Consider the following 13,887-nt stretch of genomic DNA (forward strand, 5'->3'; position numbering starts at 1 on the left):
AGGTGCTCCAAGATCCCCCGCCCCAACCGGGCGAGCTGGGTGGGCCCGAACTGGCCGGCATACCCGACGAGGTCTTTCTCGGCACGTGCCAGGAGTTCGGATGCGAGACCGTCGGGGAGCTCGTCGAATCGGCCTGGGATCCATGGTCCTCGCAGGTCGAGCCCGGCTCGACCCACGACATCACCGCTGCCCGTGTCCACGCGTTCCCAGCGCCACTAAGGAGATCCGCCGCCACCTCGCCGGCCAGCTCTACCGCAACCTCGAAGCCCTTCACGCCGACCAATCACCGGCTTGACAGACATAGAAGAGTCTCACTCTTCACTCGGGTCAGCCCATAAATTCGTCGCACAACGATTCGTGGTGCCGCGTGATGGTCACTCCGATCCTGGTCCAGGTAGCGATGAGGCATTGGTCGATGCCCATGAACGAGGTGGGATACCTCACGACTGCCCGTCCATCGTGTTGCTCGGCACCCGAACTGAAGATGCCGCCGACGGTGAACACCCGGCGCCCGATCTGACCATCGGAGGACCACCGCTGGTAGTCATCGAAGGTCAGTCCGGCGAACCTTGCTTCGAGAGCCTTTTCGACGTGTCCTTGCCGGTGGGCAGCGCCAAGCGGCACTAGCGCAGCGAGGACGACAGCCGTGCCCAGCAGGATTCCGACCTGCGCGTACGGCCGCCGCTCTCTCGACCCCCACACGCATGCGATGGCACCGCCCGCGATCGTCCCGCAACCAGCACCGATCGTGTTGGACAAGAAGTCGGAGAGATCAGCCGTCCCCAACCCCAAGGCACCCTGGACGAGCTCGATCGTCGCGCTGAGACCGGACAGCAGGACAAAGATCAAGAGCGGCCGCCGCAGGACGAGAGCAAGGACCAGGCCGGCCGGAACGAACAAGATGATGTTGAGGGCGATCTCCTCGCTGTGGCCGAAATCCGTGGTGAACCGCAGCCACCCGCCGCTGGCCCAATGCAACCCGCCATGGATGCTGAGCGTGGACGGCCATCCATAGCGCATCAATGTGGCGCCCAGAATGGCGGTGACCGGGAGCGCCAAGATTGCGGCGACTATGCCGTTCCGCGGGCTCGCCTGCCGTAGCCAGGTGATTGCCCCACAGAGCGCGGCCAGGAGGACAGCGCCCAGGATCGAGTCCGCGACCCCGTGAGACCAGATGTATGAGAGCACGGGGCAGATTACTGTCCGGCCGTGGATGATGTCTTGGCCGCGGGCTCTTTCGGGCAGTTCAGCTTGACATCTCGCTGCATGAGTCGGGTCCTCCCGTGGATTGCGGAGTCGAGGATCTTGTTGAAGCGGGGACGGTCGACCGGAAGGATGTCTGCGATGTACATGTGGGTCTGGCGGACGCGGGCGAGTTCTTGTCGGGCACGCTTCGCTACCGCTGGCGATGTCGTCGCCGAGACGAGAGTCGTCTCCCACGAGCAGTACCAATAGTGGTCTGCTTGCGTAGTTCCGTAGCCGGACTGGTACAGCATCGGCTTTCCGTCCGGCCCGGCAGTGGGAAAGCCAACGCTGGTTGGCCATATCCAGGTTGGCGCGAGGTCTACGTGCGACTCCTCGGCCAGATATTCGCTGACGGCGGCGGCAGGCGAGATGGCCGCCTGGCCGGAGATGTGGTTGGAATTCGAGCATGCCGCGACCGCGGCGGCCAGGGCCAGAACGGCCCCAGCCCCCGCGGCCCAGCGGGGTGGCACGGGCATGCGTCAGTAACTCTCGCTGCCGTCGAAGCTGTAGTTTTCCTGGTGCCCGGAGACCTCGAGCCGGAACGAGTTCTCGAACTCGGTACCCTTCTTGCCACCCGACTTGATGGTCTGTGTGCTCTCCGGTGGAGCGTAGATCACCTTACCGAGGCGGGCGCCGGTGTTGTAGTTCAAGGCGCGAAATACCAGGCCCTTACTCGGCAGCGTCGTGAAGGACGCCTTGATCGTCTTGCCACTCATCGTGCGCACATTGCTCGAGGTATACCAGCTGCCATCCTCATAGCACGTGCCCGTGATCGGGTGGCCGGAGACCGCCAAGGCGGCGCCGGAGGACAGGACCACGCCCCCAACCGCTGCAACGAGACCGAGGCGCACATTGTCTCGGTTCGCTTCACTTTGTTCCTCACCTGTGAGATCGGCCGGGTGACCAGCACCTGGCTACGCGATCGGCCGAGTGTCGACCGCAGGGAGGACGTTCTCAGAAGAGAGGGGGGTCAAGAGTTTGATTGGCATTCCCCAGGCGTCACACGTACGGCATGACCTCGGCGGCGACCAGTCGCAGGTGGTCGAGGTCGGCGAGGTCGAGCACCTGGAGGTAGACCCGGCTGGCACCGGCGTCGGCGAACCGCTCGATCTTCGCGATGACCTCGGCGGGGGTGCCGGCCAGGCCGTTCTCCCGCAGCTCGGCCTTCTCCCTGCCGATCGCCGCGGCGCGGCGATCGATCTCCGCCTCGTCGGCGCCGAGGCAGAGCACCTGGGCGGCCGAGTAGGTCATCGACTCCGGTGTCCGTCCGGCCTCCGCGACGAAGCCCCGCACCCGGTCGAGCTGGGCGGCGGTGTCGGCGACGGATGCAAACGGCACATTGAACTCGTCGGCGTAGCGCGCCGCCAGGCTCGGCGTACGGCGCTTGCCGTGTCCGCCGATCACCAGGTGCACTCCCCCGCGGTGGCCGCCGGTCTGCACCGGCTTGGGCAGCCCCGGGCTGTTGGTGAGCTGGTAGTGGGTGCCGGCGAAGGAGTAGCCGGCGGCCGGGTCCGCGGCCCACAGCCCGGTGATCAGCTCGAGCTGCTCCTCCAGTCGGTCGAACCGCTCCCGGGTGCCGGGGAACGGGATGCCGTAGGCGGCGTGCTCGTCCTCGAACCAGCCTGCGCCCAGGCCGAGGTCGACCCGCCCACCGGACATCTGGTCCACCCCGGCGACCTGGATCGCCAACGGCCCGGGGTACCGGAACGTTGCGCTGGTCACCAGGGTGCCCAGCCGGATGGTGGAGGTCTCCCGGGCCAGCCCGGCCAACGTGGTCCAGGCGTCGGTGGGGCCGGGCAGCCCCGAGACGTCGCCCATCTTCAGGTAGTGGTCGGACCGGAAGAACGCACCGAAGCCGAGCTCCTCGGCGGTGCTGGCCACGGCCAGCAGGTCGTCGTAGGTGGCGCCCTGCTGTGGTTCGGTGAAGATGCGCAGCTCCATGGCGACCAGCCTGCCAGAGCGGCCCCACCCGCCTCGGGTCAGGGTTGCCGCACCGCGGTCGTCGGCGACCCTCAGGGATTGATCGACAGGAACACGAACGAGGCCAGCAGCACCAGATGCAGCCAGCCCTGCAGCGTCTTGGAGCGGCCCGGTACGACGGTCAGGGTGCTGACCACCACGGAGAGCACCAGCAGCACGATCTGGGTCGCGTCCAGGCCGAGGACCAGCGGCCCGTCGAGCCAGATCGAGGCCACCGCGATGGCCGGGATGGTCAGGCCGACCGAGGCCATCGCCGAGCCGTAGGCCAGGTTGAGGCTGATCTGGACCCGGTCCGCGGCGGCGTTGCGGACCGCGGCGAGCGTCTCCGGCATCAGGACCAGCAGCGCGATGATCACCCCGACCACCGCCTTCGGGAAGCCGAGCGAGGCGACGCCGTCCTCGATCGCCTTGGACTCGACCTTGGCCAACCCCACCACCGCGAGCAGGGAGGCCACCAGCAGCAGACCGGCGACGAGGGTGGAGCCTCGGCCGGGCGGGGCGGCGTGGTCGTCACCGGTCGCATCGCCGGCCGCATCGCCGGCCGCATCGCCGGCCGCATCGCCGGCCCCATCGCCGGCCCCATCGCCGGCCCCATCCCCATTCCCATCGCCGGCCCCATTCCCATCGCCGGACCCGTCGCGCAGACCACCGTCCGGGGAGACCGGAAGGAAGAAGTCGCGATGCTTGACCGTCTGGGTGAAGACGAAGATCACGTAGACGACCAGCGAGGCGCAGGCCGCGAAGGCGAGCTGTGCTCCGGAGAACTCCGGTCCGTCCGCCGACGTGGTGAACCGTGGCAGCACCAGACACATCCCGGCCAGCGTGATCACCGTGGCCAACGCGGCGCCGGTGCCCTCGGGGTTGAAGATCGCGAGTCCGCGCCGGGACGCGGAGACCAGCAGCGACAGCCCGGCGATGCCGTTGAGGCAGATCATCACCGCCGAGAAGACGGTGTCGCGCGCCAGCTCGCCGGTGTCGCCCGTGCCGGTGGCCATCAGGGTGACGATCAGCCCCACCTCGATCACCGTCACCGCGACCGCGAGCAGCAGGGACCCGAACGGCTCCCCCACCCGGTGGGCCACGGTCTCGGCGTGTTGGACGGCCGCCAGCACGGCGCCGATCAGGAAGATCCCGATCAATCCGACCACCACGCCATGCGGGTGCGAGCCCCAGGAGACGGCGAGCACCAGCACCGCCAGCACCGGCACCGAGGTCGTCCAGGGCACCCGGCTCCAGGCCTCGCCCACCCTCGTCATCCGGTCCCCCGTCCCGCCCGGCGCCACCAGACCCGGTCGTAGCCCTCACCGTGGACCCTACGGGTCGGCGTCCACTCGGCACGGTCGAACGCCGGATAGCAGACGTCACCCTCCACCCGGAGCGCGATCTCGCTCAGGATCTGCTCGCCGGCCAGCGGCAGCGTCTCGGCGTACACCTCGGCGCCGCCGATCACCATCAGGTCTCCCCCGCTCGGCGGAGCGTCCGGCAGCGCGGCGGCGAGCGCGAGCGCCTCGTCTAGGTCGTGAGCGACCAGCACGCCGGCGCGGCGCCACTCCGGGTCGCGGGTGAGCACGATGCTGGTCCGCCCCGGCAGCGGCCGCCCGATGGACTCGTACGTCGTCCGGCCCATCAGCAACGGATGGCCCCAGGTGAGCTCGCGGAACCCGGCCAGCTCCGCGGGCAGGTGCCAGGGCACGCCGCCGTGCGCTCCGAGCGACCGGTCGCCGATCACGCCGCCGGCGGCCACCGCCGCCACCAGGACCAGCTGCCGACGCGCCCGGGGCCGCTCCGCGAGGCTCAGGAGAACGTCACCGCTCGTTGCGCGGTCTCCACCTCGGTGCGCAGCGAACGCCAGCCGAGCAGGTTGCCCACCCGGGGCAGGTGATCGGTCGCCACGCTCAGCTCGACCCCGTCCAGGTCGGTGAAGCCGAGCGAGCCCGCCGCCCGGTTCTCCGGCCACGGCGTGGCCACGTGCTCGAGCGGCGACCAGTGCGCCGGCCGGGCGGTGACCAGCCGGTCGTAGAGCGCGAGGTCCTTGGTCCGGTCGCGGACCCCCGCCTGGGTGAGGTAGGAGGTGCGGGCACAGCGGGCCGCGCTGACCCTGGCGAGCTCGCGCCAGCCCGCGGTACCGGTCCCACCGGTCCCATCGGTCCCATCGGTCGCAGGGTGCTCGTCGTCCTGGACATAGGGCAGGTGCCACTGACCGGTGGCCAGCTCGGTCGGCGTACTGGCGGCGTACGCGGCCTCCATCAGCTCCGAGACCGCCCGGATCTCGGGCTGGGCGAGCGGGCTGCTGCGCTGGGCGAAGAAGTTCGACCACGCGGTCGAGGTGACCACCACCGTGTGCCACATGTACGGCTCCAGGACGCGGTTGACCACCGACTTGTGCACCTGCAGGTGCTTGAGCTCGGCCGCGGCGTTGATGGTGATGCTCGCCAACTGCCGCCACTCGGCCTCGGCGGCGCCCGCGGCGTCGGCGTCGAGATCGGTGCCACCCTGCATGCCGGGCTGCTCGGTGGGCCAGGCCAGCGGGACCGCGAGATCCTCGGTCAGCTTGGCCAGCTGCTTGTGGATCGGGATCGCCCGGCTGCTCGCCGAGTTGCGGGAGAAGACCCGGTGGGTGTTGAACTCCGAGAGCACGAACCGGTGGAAGCAGACCTCCATGGTGGTCAGCCGCACCCCGGGACCGGCCTCGGTGGCGTAGCTGCTGTCGGCGATCACTCGTGCGTACGGCGCGTCCATCGGCGTCACCCTATCGAGACCGGGCGCCGGATCGGGTCAGGCAGGCTCAGCGTGCCCGAGATCGTCGTCACGGTCTCGCCGCCGACCCAGATGGTGCCGTCCTCGTCGGTGTCGATGTGCACCCGGCCGCGACGCTGCAACACCGTGCCCTGGGAGGCCACGTAGCTCGCCGGCAGCAGACCGCCCGCCAGCCACTGGGCCAGGCCGGCGTTGAGCGAGCCGGTGACCGGATCCTCGTCCACCCCGATCCCACCGACGAAGGCGCGCACCTCGATCGCGCACTCCCCCTCGGGATAGATCCCGGCGATGCCGACGGCCAGGTCGCCGAGGGCGACCGGGTCGGGCCGCACCCGCAGCACCGCGTCGGCGTCGGCCAACAGGACGCCGACCCAGCCCGGCCCGTTGTCGATCCACTGCGCGTCCTGCAGATCGCCGACCCGCAGCCGGAGACCGGCGGCGATCCGTGCCAGGTCCGCGGCGTCGACCGGACCGCTACGCAGCAGCTCGGGGGCGGCGAAGGCGAGCCGGTCGGCACCGCGACGCACCCGGACCAGGCCGACACCGCACTCCTGGACGATCTCCCGGTCCTCGCGCGGCACCCCGCCGGCCTCCAGCCAGGCGTGCGCGGTCCCCAGTGTGGGGTGACCGGCGAACGGCAGCTCGGCGCCCGGGGTGAGGATCCGCACCCGGTAGTCGGCCGCGGGCGTGGTCGGCGGCAACAGGAAGGTGGTCTCGGACAGATTGGTCCAGCGCGCGAACGCGGCCAGGTCCGGCTCGGCGATGGATTCGGCGTCGTGCACCACCGCGACCGGGTTCCCGCGCAGCGGCTCGGCGCTGAAGACGTCGACCTGGCGGAAGTCGAACCGGCTCACACCGGCCCCTTGAGGAAGTACCAGACGAAGACCGCCGCCACGATCGCCATCAGCGGGTGGATCTCCCGCCACCGGCCGCGGCACAGCGCGATCAGGGCGTAGAGCACCATCCCGGCGCCGACGCCGTTGGCGATGGAGTAGGTGAACGGCATCAGCGCGATGGTCGCGAACGCCGGGATCGCGACGCCGAGGTCGTCCCACTCGATCCCGGAGACCTGGCCGATCATCAGCGCGCCGACCACCACCAGCGCCGGCCCGGTCGCGGCCGAGGGGATCACCCCGGCCAGCGGGGCGAAGAACATGGTGAGCAGGAACAGCACGCCGGTGGTGAGGTTGGCCAGGCCGGTGCGGGCGCCCTGGGCGGCCCCGGCGGTGCTCTCCACGAAGATCGTGTTGGAGGAGGCCGACGCGGCGCCACCGACGACCGCGCCCGCGGACTCGACCAACAGCACCTTCCGCATCTGCGGCAGCCGGCCCTGGTCGTCGGTCAGGCCGGCCCGGCGGCCGACCGCGAGCGCGGTGCCCATCGCGTCGAAGAAGTTGGCCATCAGCACGGTGACCACCAGCGCCAGCGCGGCACCGAGCCCGACGGCGTCGACGACGTGGAAGCCGACCTCGCCGACCAGACCGAAGTCCGGAGCGGCGACCACCGAGTGCGGCATCTCGGCGCCCGCGACCGGCGTGCCCGAGGCGATCGCGTTGATGACGATGCCGACCACGGTCGCGGCGACGATGCCGATCAGCAGGGCACCCGGCACCCGGCGGCTCATCAGCACCGCCATCGCGACCAGGGCGAGCACGAAGACCAGGGTGTTCCAGGACGTGAAGTCGGCCCCGAGCGCCAGCACGGTGCCCTCGTCGGGGTGCGCGACGATGCCGCCGTCGACCAGACCGATCAGGGCGATGAAGAGCCCGATGCCGGCGCCGATGGCCCGCTTGAGCGCGTCCGGGATCGCGTTCATGATCGCCTCGCGCAGGCCGGCGACGACCAGCACCAGCATCACCACGCCCTCGATCACGATGACGCCCATCGCGTCCGACCAGCTCAGCCCGCGGGCGGCGACCAGGGTGTAGGCGGCGAAGGAGTTCACCCCCAGCCCGGCGGCGAGCGCCATCGGGACGTTGGCGATCAGACCCATCGCGATGGTCATCACGCCGGCCACCAGGGCGGTCACGGTGACGAGTTGGTCGTGCGGCAGCTTGGCTCCGGTCGCGTCGGCCACGCCGCCGAGGATGTCGGGGTTGACCGCGACGATGTAGGCCATCGTCGCGAACGTCACCACCCCGCCGATGACCTCGCTACGGACCGTGGTGCCACGCTCGCTCAGCCGGAAGAACCGATCCACGAGATGCCTTTCGGGTTGGCTATCGGGGTGAGGCTGTACTGGGTCGGAACCGATCCTAGGGAGTCGGGTCGGGACGGCGTCGGGTCGGGGCGGCCGGGTGCCGCTCAGGCGCGCAGCGACATCGGGCCGTAGACCCGCCGGTCGAGCTCGACCAGGACCACGCTCTCCACGCCCTGGTCGAGCAGCTCGGCCCAGACCTCACCGATCCAGGACTCGGCGTCGCCCTGGTTGGCGAACCGCTGCTCGGCGTACTCCTCGGTGACGGCGCCGGACGGCAGCTCGGCGCCGTCGGCACCCAGCAGCTGCCACCACCAGGTGCGCTCCTCGTCGGGGGTGGAGAAGACCGGGGGCAGGTCGGGCAGGTTCATTCAGTCCTCCCGCACGTGCGCGGGGACGAACGGCGGGTCGGTGAGCTGGAAGATCTCGCGGCGGCCGCGGATGTCGACGCCCACCTCCGCCTCGGGATCGACCACGCGTTGCACGAGCGCCAGGCCGATGCCGGTCTTCCGGGTCGGGCTGAACGTCCCCGAGGTCACCTCACCGACCGGAACGTCCTTGGTCAGGCTCACGCTCATGTGCGGGCGCGGGATGCCCCGGCCGGTCGCCACGATCCCGCGCAGCACCCGGGCCGGTCCGGCCTCCTTCTCCGCGATCAGGGCGTCACGGCCCCAGAAGGCGTCCTTCTTCCAACCGACGGCCCAGCCGAGCCGGGCCTGGTTCGGAGTGACGTCGAGGCTGATGTCCTGACCGTGCAACGGGTAGCCCATCTCGGTGCGCAGGGTGTCCCGGGCCCCCAGCCCGGCGGGGAGTACGCCGAGCGGCTCGCCCTTCGCGAGCAGCGCATCCCAGAGCGCGCCGGCCGCGGCCGCGGCGACGATCAGCTCGTAGCCGCGCTCGCCGGTGTAGCCGGTGCGGCAGACCACCACGCCGACCTCGTCGTCCAGCACGCCGGGCAGCCCCTGCTCGAGGAAGCTCATGTAGGCGTGGCCGGCGGGCAACCCGACCGCCTCCAGCAGCTCGTCCGAGCTCGGCCCCTGCACCGCCAGCACCGCATGGTCGGTGTGGTGGTCGGTGATGGTCAGCGCCGCCGGCGCCTCGGCCGTCAGCCGGCGCAGGATCTCGGCGCTGTTGGCCGCGTTCGGCACCAGCAGCAGGTGCGTCTCGTCGCGGTAGTAGACGATCAGGTCGTCCACGATGCCGCCGGTCTCGGCGTCGCAGCACAGCGTGTACTGCGCCTTGCCCGGCCCGATCCGGCCGAGGTCGTTGCTCAGCCGGGCGTTGAGGAAGTCGGCGGCACCCGGGCCCGAGACGGTGATCTTGCCGAGGTGGCTCACGTCGAAGACCCCGACCCGCTCGCGCACCGCGGTGTGCTCCTTGAGCACTCCGGCGTACTCCAGCGGCATCGTCCAGCCGCCGAACTCGCCGAACTTCGCGCCGAGCGCGACGTGCCGCTGGTGGAGCGGAGACTCGATCAGCTCGACCGGCTCGACCGGCTCCGGGGACGACGCGGCGGACGGGGTCTGCTCCGGCATAGCGCCGAACCTACCGCACCCTAGACTCGCCCCCGTGACCTCCTACACGCTGCGCACCGTCAGTCCCGCGAAGACCCGCGCCGAGGCCGTCGCGATCGGCGTGTTCCAGGGTCCCGACGGCGTCGTACCGGCTCCGGGGGCCGACGAGGTCGCCGACGCGTTCGGCCGCAGGCTGCGCGGCCTGCTGGCCACCCTGGGGGCGACCGGGAAGGCCGGTGAGGTGGTCCGGGTGCCCACCGGCGGCACCATCGCCTCGCCGCTGCTGCTCGTCGTCGGGCTGGGCAAGGCCGGGGCCGATCCGGAGTCGTCGCCCACCCCGGACGCCGTACGACGCGCCGCCGGGGCCGTGGCGCGGACCGGGCTCAACGCCACCTCGGTGGCGCTCTGCCTGCCGGCCGGGACACCGGAGCTGATCCGCGCCGTCACCGAGGGTCACCTGCTCGGCGGCTACTCCTTCACCAGGTACAAGTCGGCGAGGGAGGACCGCCCGGTCGCCGAGGTGATCGTGGCCAGCCCGATCGCGCGTCGTCGCGAGGCGATCGACGCCTTCGCCCGGGCGCGGATCCTGGCCGAGGCGGTCAACGCCGCGCGCGACTGGGTCAACACCCCACCGGGCGACCTCACCCCGCCGGCGTTCGCGGAGGCAGTGGTCACCGCCGCGGACGAGGTGGACGCGGTGAGCGCGACGGTCTTCGACGCCGACCAGCTCGCCGACCTCGGCTGCGGCGGCATCCTTGCGGTCGGCCAGGGCTCCGCCGCACCACCGCGGCTGGTCGAGCTCGCCTACTCCCCCGCCGACCCGGTGGCGCACCTGGCGCTGGTCGGCAAGGGCATCACCTTCGACTCCGGCGGCCTCACCCTCAAGCCCGGCCAGTCGATGACCACCATGAAGTCGGACATGGCCGGCGCCGCCGCGGTGGTCCAGGCCACCCTGGCGATCGCCCGGCTGGGCCTGCCGGTGCAGGTCTCGGCGTACGCGCCGATGGCGGAGAACATGGTCTCGGGGAGCGCGCTCAAGCCCGGCGACGTGGTGGTGCACTACGGCGGACGCACCACCGAGGCGCAGAACATGGACGCCGAGGGCCGACTGGTCCTGGCCGACGCGCTGGTGCGCGCGACCGAGGTCGAGCCGGACGTCATCATCGACGTGGCCACCCTGACCGGCGCGATGGTGGTCGCGCTGGGCGAGGAGATCACCGGCGTGCTCGGCTCCGAGGAGGTCGTGCAGGCGGTGCTCGCCGCGGCCGAGTCGGCCGGCGAGCTGATGTGGCCGATGCCGATCCCGGAGATCATGGACGAGCGGATCCGCTCCTCCAAGGTCGCCGACCTCGCCCAGACCGACTGGATCCGCTGGGGCGCCGGCCTGTACGCCGCAGCCTTCCTGCGGGAGTTCACCGCGGGACTGCCCTGGGCCCATCTCGACATCGCCGGGCCGTCGTACCGCTCGAGCTCGCCGTCGGGTCACCTGCCGGCCGGCGGCACCGGCGCCGCGGTCGCCACCCTCGTCGACTACGCCCGCGCCCTGGCCGCCCCGCGCTGACTCGTCTCGCCCTCACCCCGGCCCGATCTCGCCCTCACCTCGCGCCGCGCATCCGGCGGTTGTAGTCCCGCATCCGCTGCGGTACGCCGACCACCGCGGCGTCGTAGGAGGGGAGCTGATGCTCGTTGCAGAAGGCGTGCGCCCACTTCGCCGACGGCACCCGCCGCCGGGTCCACTCGCCGTCGTGCGCGACCAGCAGCAGGGTCACCTCGCTGACCGCGGTCCGCGGCTCGACGAATCCCTCCACGCCACGCCTGCTCGCGACGAAGTCGGCCAGATGTGCCACGTCCGCCGCGTCGGCCGCCCGCACCCGGGTCGACCCGGTGCGCGCCGCGTCCACCGGGGGCGAGCTCCGCGCCGCCCGGCCACGCCACCTGTTCCAGAACGCCATGGGACAAGTGTGCCGTCTCACCGCCCATCCCAGGCCCATGTCGGATCCGTCCGGCCTGTGTCGGGCCTTGGTCGGCCCACCTCTCCCCGGGCCGACGGGCGGCGCACGGAGCCGCGTGGAGGTAGTGACAAGATGGTGGCCGTGACCGACGCCTTCGACGTACTCGTCCTCGGGGCGGGCTCGGGTGGCTATGCCTGCGCCCTGCGTGCCGCACAGCTCGGCCTCTCGGTCGGGCTGGTCGAGCGGGACCGGCTCGGCGGCACCTGCCTGCACGTCGGCTGCATCCCGACCAAGGCGCTGCTGCACGCCGGGGAGATCGCCGATGCCGCCCGCGACGCCGCCGACTTCGGCGTCCGGGCGCAGCTGGACGGCATCGACATGCCCGGGGTCAACGCCTACAAGGACAAGGTGGTGGCCCGACTGTTCAAGGGGCTCACCGGCCTGATCGCCTCCCGCGGCATCACCGTGATCGAGGGCGAGGGCACCCTGGTCGGGCCGCACGAGGTCCGCGTCGGTGAGACCGGCTACACCGGTCGGCACCTGGTGCTGGCCACCGGCTCGGCCGCACGATCGCTGCCCGGCCTGGAGGTGGACGGCGAGCGGGTCCTCACCTCCGAGCATGCGCTCGCCCTGGACCGGGTCCCGGCCTCGGTGGTGGTGCTCGGCGGCGGCGTGATCGGCTGCGAGTTCGCCAGCGTCTGGCGCAGCTTCGGTGCCGAGGTGACCATCCTCGAGGCGCTTCCCCGGCTCGTCCCCACCGAGGACGAGGCCAGCTCCGCGGCGCTGCAGCGGGCGTTCCGCAAGCGCGGCATCCGGGCGCTGACCTCGACCCCGTTCGAGTCGGTCTCGCGGACCGAGTCCGGGGTCGTCGTACGCACCCAGGGCGGGGAGAGCCTCGAGGCGGACCTGCTGCTGGTCGCGGTCGGCCGCGGGCCGGTCACCGCGGGCCTCGGGTTCGAGGACCAGGGCATCACGCTGGACCGCGGCTTCGTGCGGGTCGACGACCGGCTGCGCACCGGGGTGGCGGAGGTGTACGCCGTCGGCGACATCGTGGCGGGCCCGCAGCTCGCCCATCGCGGCTTCGCCCAGGGCATCTTCGTCGCCGAGCAGATCGCCGGTCTGGACCCGGCGTCGATCGACGACCTCGGCATCCCCCGCGTCACCTACTCCCATCCCGAGGTCGCGTCGGTCGGGCTGACCGAGCAGGCCGCACGAGAGCGGTACGGCGAGGTGGAGACGCTCGTCTACGACCTCGGCGGCAACGGCAAGAGCCAGATCCTCGGCACGCAGGGATTCGTGAAGCTCATCCGGCACCCGGACGGCCCGGTGGTCGGACTGCACCTGGTCGGCGACCGGGTCGGCGAGCTGATCGGCGAGGCGCAGCTGATCTACGGCTGGGAGGCGGTGCCGGATGACGTGGCGCCGCTGGTCCATGCCCACCCCACCCAGAACGAGGCACTCGGCGAGGCGTTCCTCGCCCTGGCGGGCAAGCCGCTGCACGCCCATTCATGAACCTCCGATAGAACTAGACACACCACTCCGCAAGCGAAGGAACCTCATGGCCACCGAAGTAACACTCCCGGCACTCGGCGAGTCCGTCACCGAAGGCACCGTCACCCGCTGGCTGAAGAACGTCGGCGACACCATCGCCGTCGACGAGCCGCTGCTGGAGGTCTCCACCGACAAGGTCGACACCGAGATCCCCTCGCCGGTGGCCGGCACCCTGCTGGAGATCAAGGCGAACGAGGACGACACCGTCGAGGTCGGTGCCGTGCTGGCGGTGGTCGGTGAGGCCGGCGAGGCCGGTGCCGCGCCGTCGGCGCCCGAGCCCGCCGCCGAGTCCCAGCCCGAGTCCCAACCTGCTGCCGAGCCCGCGCCCGCGGAGTCCACGCCCGCCGCCCCGCAGACGCCGGCCGCCGCCGAACCCGCGTCCACCCCGGCGGCCCCGGCAGCCGCGGGCAAGGCCGAATCGGTCGTCCTGCCCGCGCTCGGCGAGTCGGTCACCGAAGGCACCGTCACCCGGTGGCTGAAGAACGTCGGCGACGCCGTCGCCGTCGACGAGCCGCTGCTGGAGGTCTCCACCGACAAGGTCGACACCGAGATCCCCTCGCCGGTGGCCGGCACCCTGCTGGAGATCAAGGTCGCCGAGGACGAGACCGTCGAGGTCGGCGCCGAGTTGGCGCTTGTCGGCGAGGCCGGGGCCGCCCCGGCCGCCGAGCCCGAGCCGACTCCCGAGCCCGAG

The 13,887-nt window shown here is 71.4% G+C and carries 15 protein-coding genes; 3 read left to right on the forward strand and 12 right to left on the reverse strand.

The window, feature by feature from the left end:
- Positions 1-327: 327 nt before the first annotated feature.
- The 11 genes from QM638_RS22615 to gcvT all read right to left on the reverse strand — a co-directional run bounded on the left by QM638_RS22615 (position 328) and on the right by gcvT (position 9,714).
- A complete protein-coding gene (locus QM638_RS22615) occupies positions 328-1,059 on the reverse strand; it encodes a VanZ family protein (protein WP_415145865.1) in 732 nt (243 codons plus the stop codon).
- 137 nt (positions 1,060-1,196) lie between these two features.
- Complete coding sequence (locus tag QM638_RS22620) at positions 1,197-1,721, reverse strand: hypothetical protein (RefSeq protein WP_415145867.1); 525 nt, start codon at positions 1,719-1,721, stop codon at positions 1,197-1,199.
- Positions 1,722-1,724: 3 nt separating this feature from the next.
- A complete protein-coding gene (locus QM638_RS22625) occupies positions 1,725-2,063 on the reverse strand; it encodes a hypothetical protein (protein WP_415145869.1) in 339 nt (112 codons plus the stop codon).
- Between the two features lie 181 nt (positions 2,064-2,244).
- A complete protein-coding gene (locus QM638_RS22630) occupies positions 2,245-3,186 on the reverse strand; it encodes an LLM class F420-dependent oxidoreductase (RefSeq protein ID WP_415145871.1) in 942 nt (313 codons plus the stop codon).
- 71 nt (positions 3,187-3,257) lie between these two features.
- Positions 3,258-4,481 carry a calcium:proton antiporter gene (locus tag QM638_RS22635; RefSeq protein WP_415145873.1) on the reverse strand — a complete coding sequence of 408 codons (1,224 nt, stop codon included), beginning with the start codon at positions 4,479-4,481 and terminating at the stop codon, positions 3,258-3,260.
- Positions 4,478-4,978: a dihydrofolate reductase gene (locus tag QM638_RS22640; protein ID WP_415145875.1), complete on the reverse strand. Its 501-nt coding sequence runs from the start codon at positions 4,976-4,978 to the stop codon at positions 4,478-4,480. The genes QM638_RS22635 and QM638_RS22640 overlap by 4 nt, the downstream gene beginning before the upstream one ends.
- Before the next feature lie 41 nt (positions 4,979-5,019).
- A complete protein-coding gene (locus tag QM638_RS22645) occupies positions 5,020-5,964 on the reverse strand; it encodes an FAD-dependent thymidylate synthase (RefSeq protein ID WP_415145877.1) in 945 nt (314 codons plus the stop codon).
- Between the two features lie 5 nt (positions 5,965-5,969).
- Positions 5,970-6,836, reverse strand: coding sequence for a PhzF family phenazine biosynthesis protein (locus tag QM638_RS22650; protein WP_415145879.1), 867 nt, complete (start codon positions 6,834-6,836; stop codon positions 5,970-5,972).
- On the reverse strand, positions 6,833-8,182 hold the full coding sequence (locus QM638_RS22655) for an NCS2 family permease (protein ID WP_415145881.1): 1,350 nt from the start codon (positions 8,180-8,182) through the stop codon (positions 6,833-6,835). Before QM638_RS22655 ends, QM638_RS22650 begins: the two co-directional genes overlap by 4 nt.
- Before the next feature lie 104 nt (positions 8,183-8,286).
- Positions 8,287-8,550, reverse strand: coding sequence for a hypothetical protein (locus tag QM638_RS22660; protein ID WP_415145883.1), 264 nt, complete (start codon positions 8,548-8,550; stop codon positions 8,287-8,289).
- The gene (gene gcvT, locus QM638_RS22665) at positions 8,551-9,714 is read right to left on the reverse strand and encodes a glycine cleavage system aminomethyltransferase GcvT (RefSeq protein WP_415145885.1); all 1,164 of its coding nucleotides are present in this window, start codon (positions 9,712-9,714) and stop codon (positions 8,551-8,553) included.
- A gap of 34 nt (positions 9,715-9,748) precedes the next feature.
- Here gcvT and QM638_RS22670 point away from each other — a divergent pair, with 34 nt between their 5' ends.
- The gene (locus QM638_RS22670) at positions 9,749-11,254 is read left to right on the forward strand and encodes a leucyl aminopeptidase (protein ID WP_415145887.1); all 1,506 of its coding nucleotides are present in this window, start codon (positions 9,749-9,751) and stop codon (positions 11,252-11,254) included.
- A gap of 34 nt (positions 11,255-11,288) precedes the next feature.
- Here the strand turns inward: QM638_RS22670 and QM638_RS22675 are convergent, their stop codons facing one another.
- On the reverse strand, positions 11,289-11,645 hold the full coding sequence (locus QM638_RS22675) for a hypothetical protein (RefSeq protein WP_415145889.1): 357 nt from the start codon (positions 11,643-11,645) through the stop codon (positions 11,289-11,291).
- A 132-nt stretch (positions 11,646-11,777) separates the two neighbouring features.
- On the opposite strand from QM638_RS22675, the gene lpdA reads away from it, so the two are divergent.
- Both lpdA and QM638_RS22685 read left to right on the forward strand, forming a co-directional pair.
- Entirely contained in the window at positions 11,778-13,157 is a 1,380-nt protein-coding gene (gene lpdA, locus QM638_RS22680; protein WP_415145891.1) for a dihydrolipoyl dehydrogenase, read from the forward strand.
- A gap of 46 nt (positions 13,158-13,203) precedes the next feature.
- Positions 13,204-13,887: biotin/lipoyl-containing protein (locus tag QM638_RS22685; protein ID WP_415145893.1), on the forward strand; the 684-nt coding region annotated here is incomplete at its 3' end.

It is taken from the genome of Nocardioides sp. (genome assembly GCF_047606145.1).
Taxonomy (GTDB): domain Bacteria; phylum Actinomycetota; class Actinomycetes; order Propionibacteriales; family Nocardioidaceae; genus Nocardioides.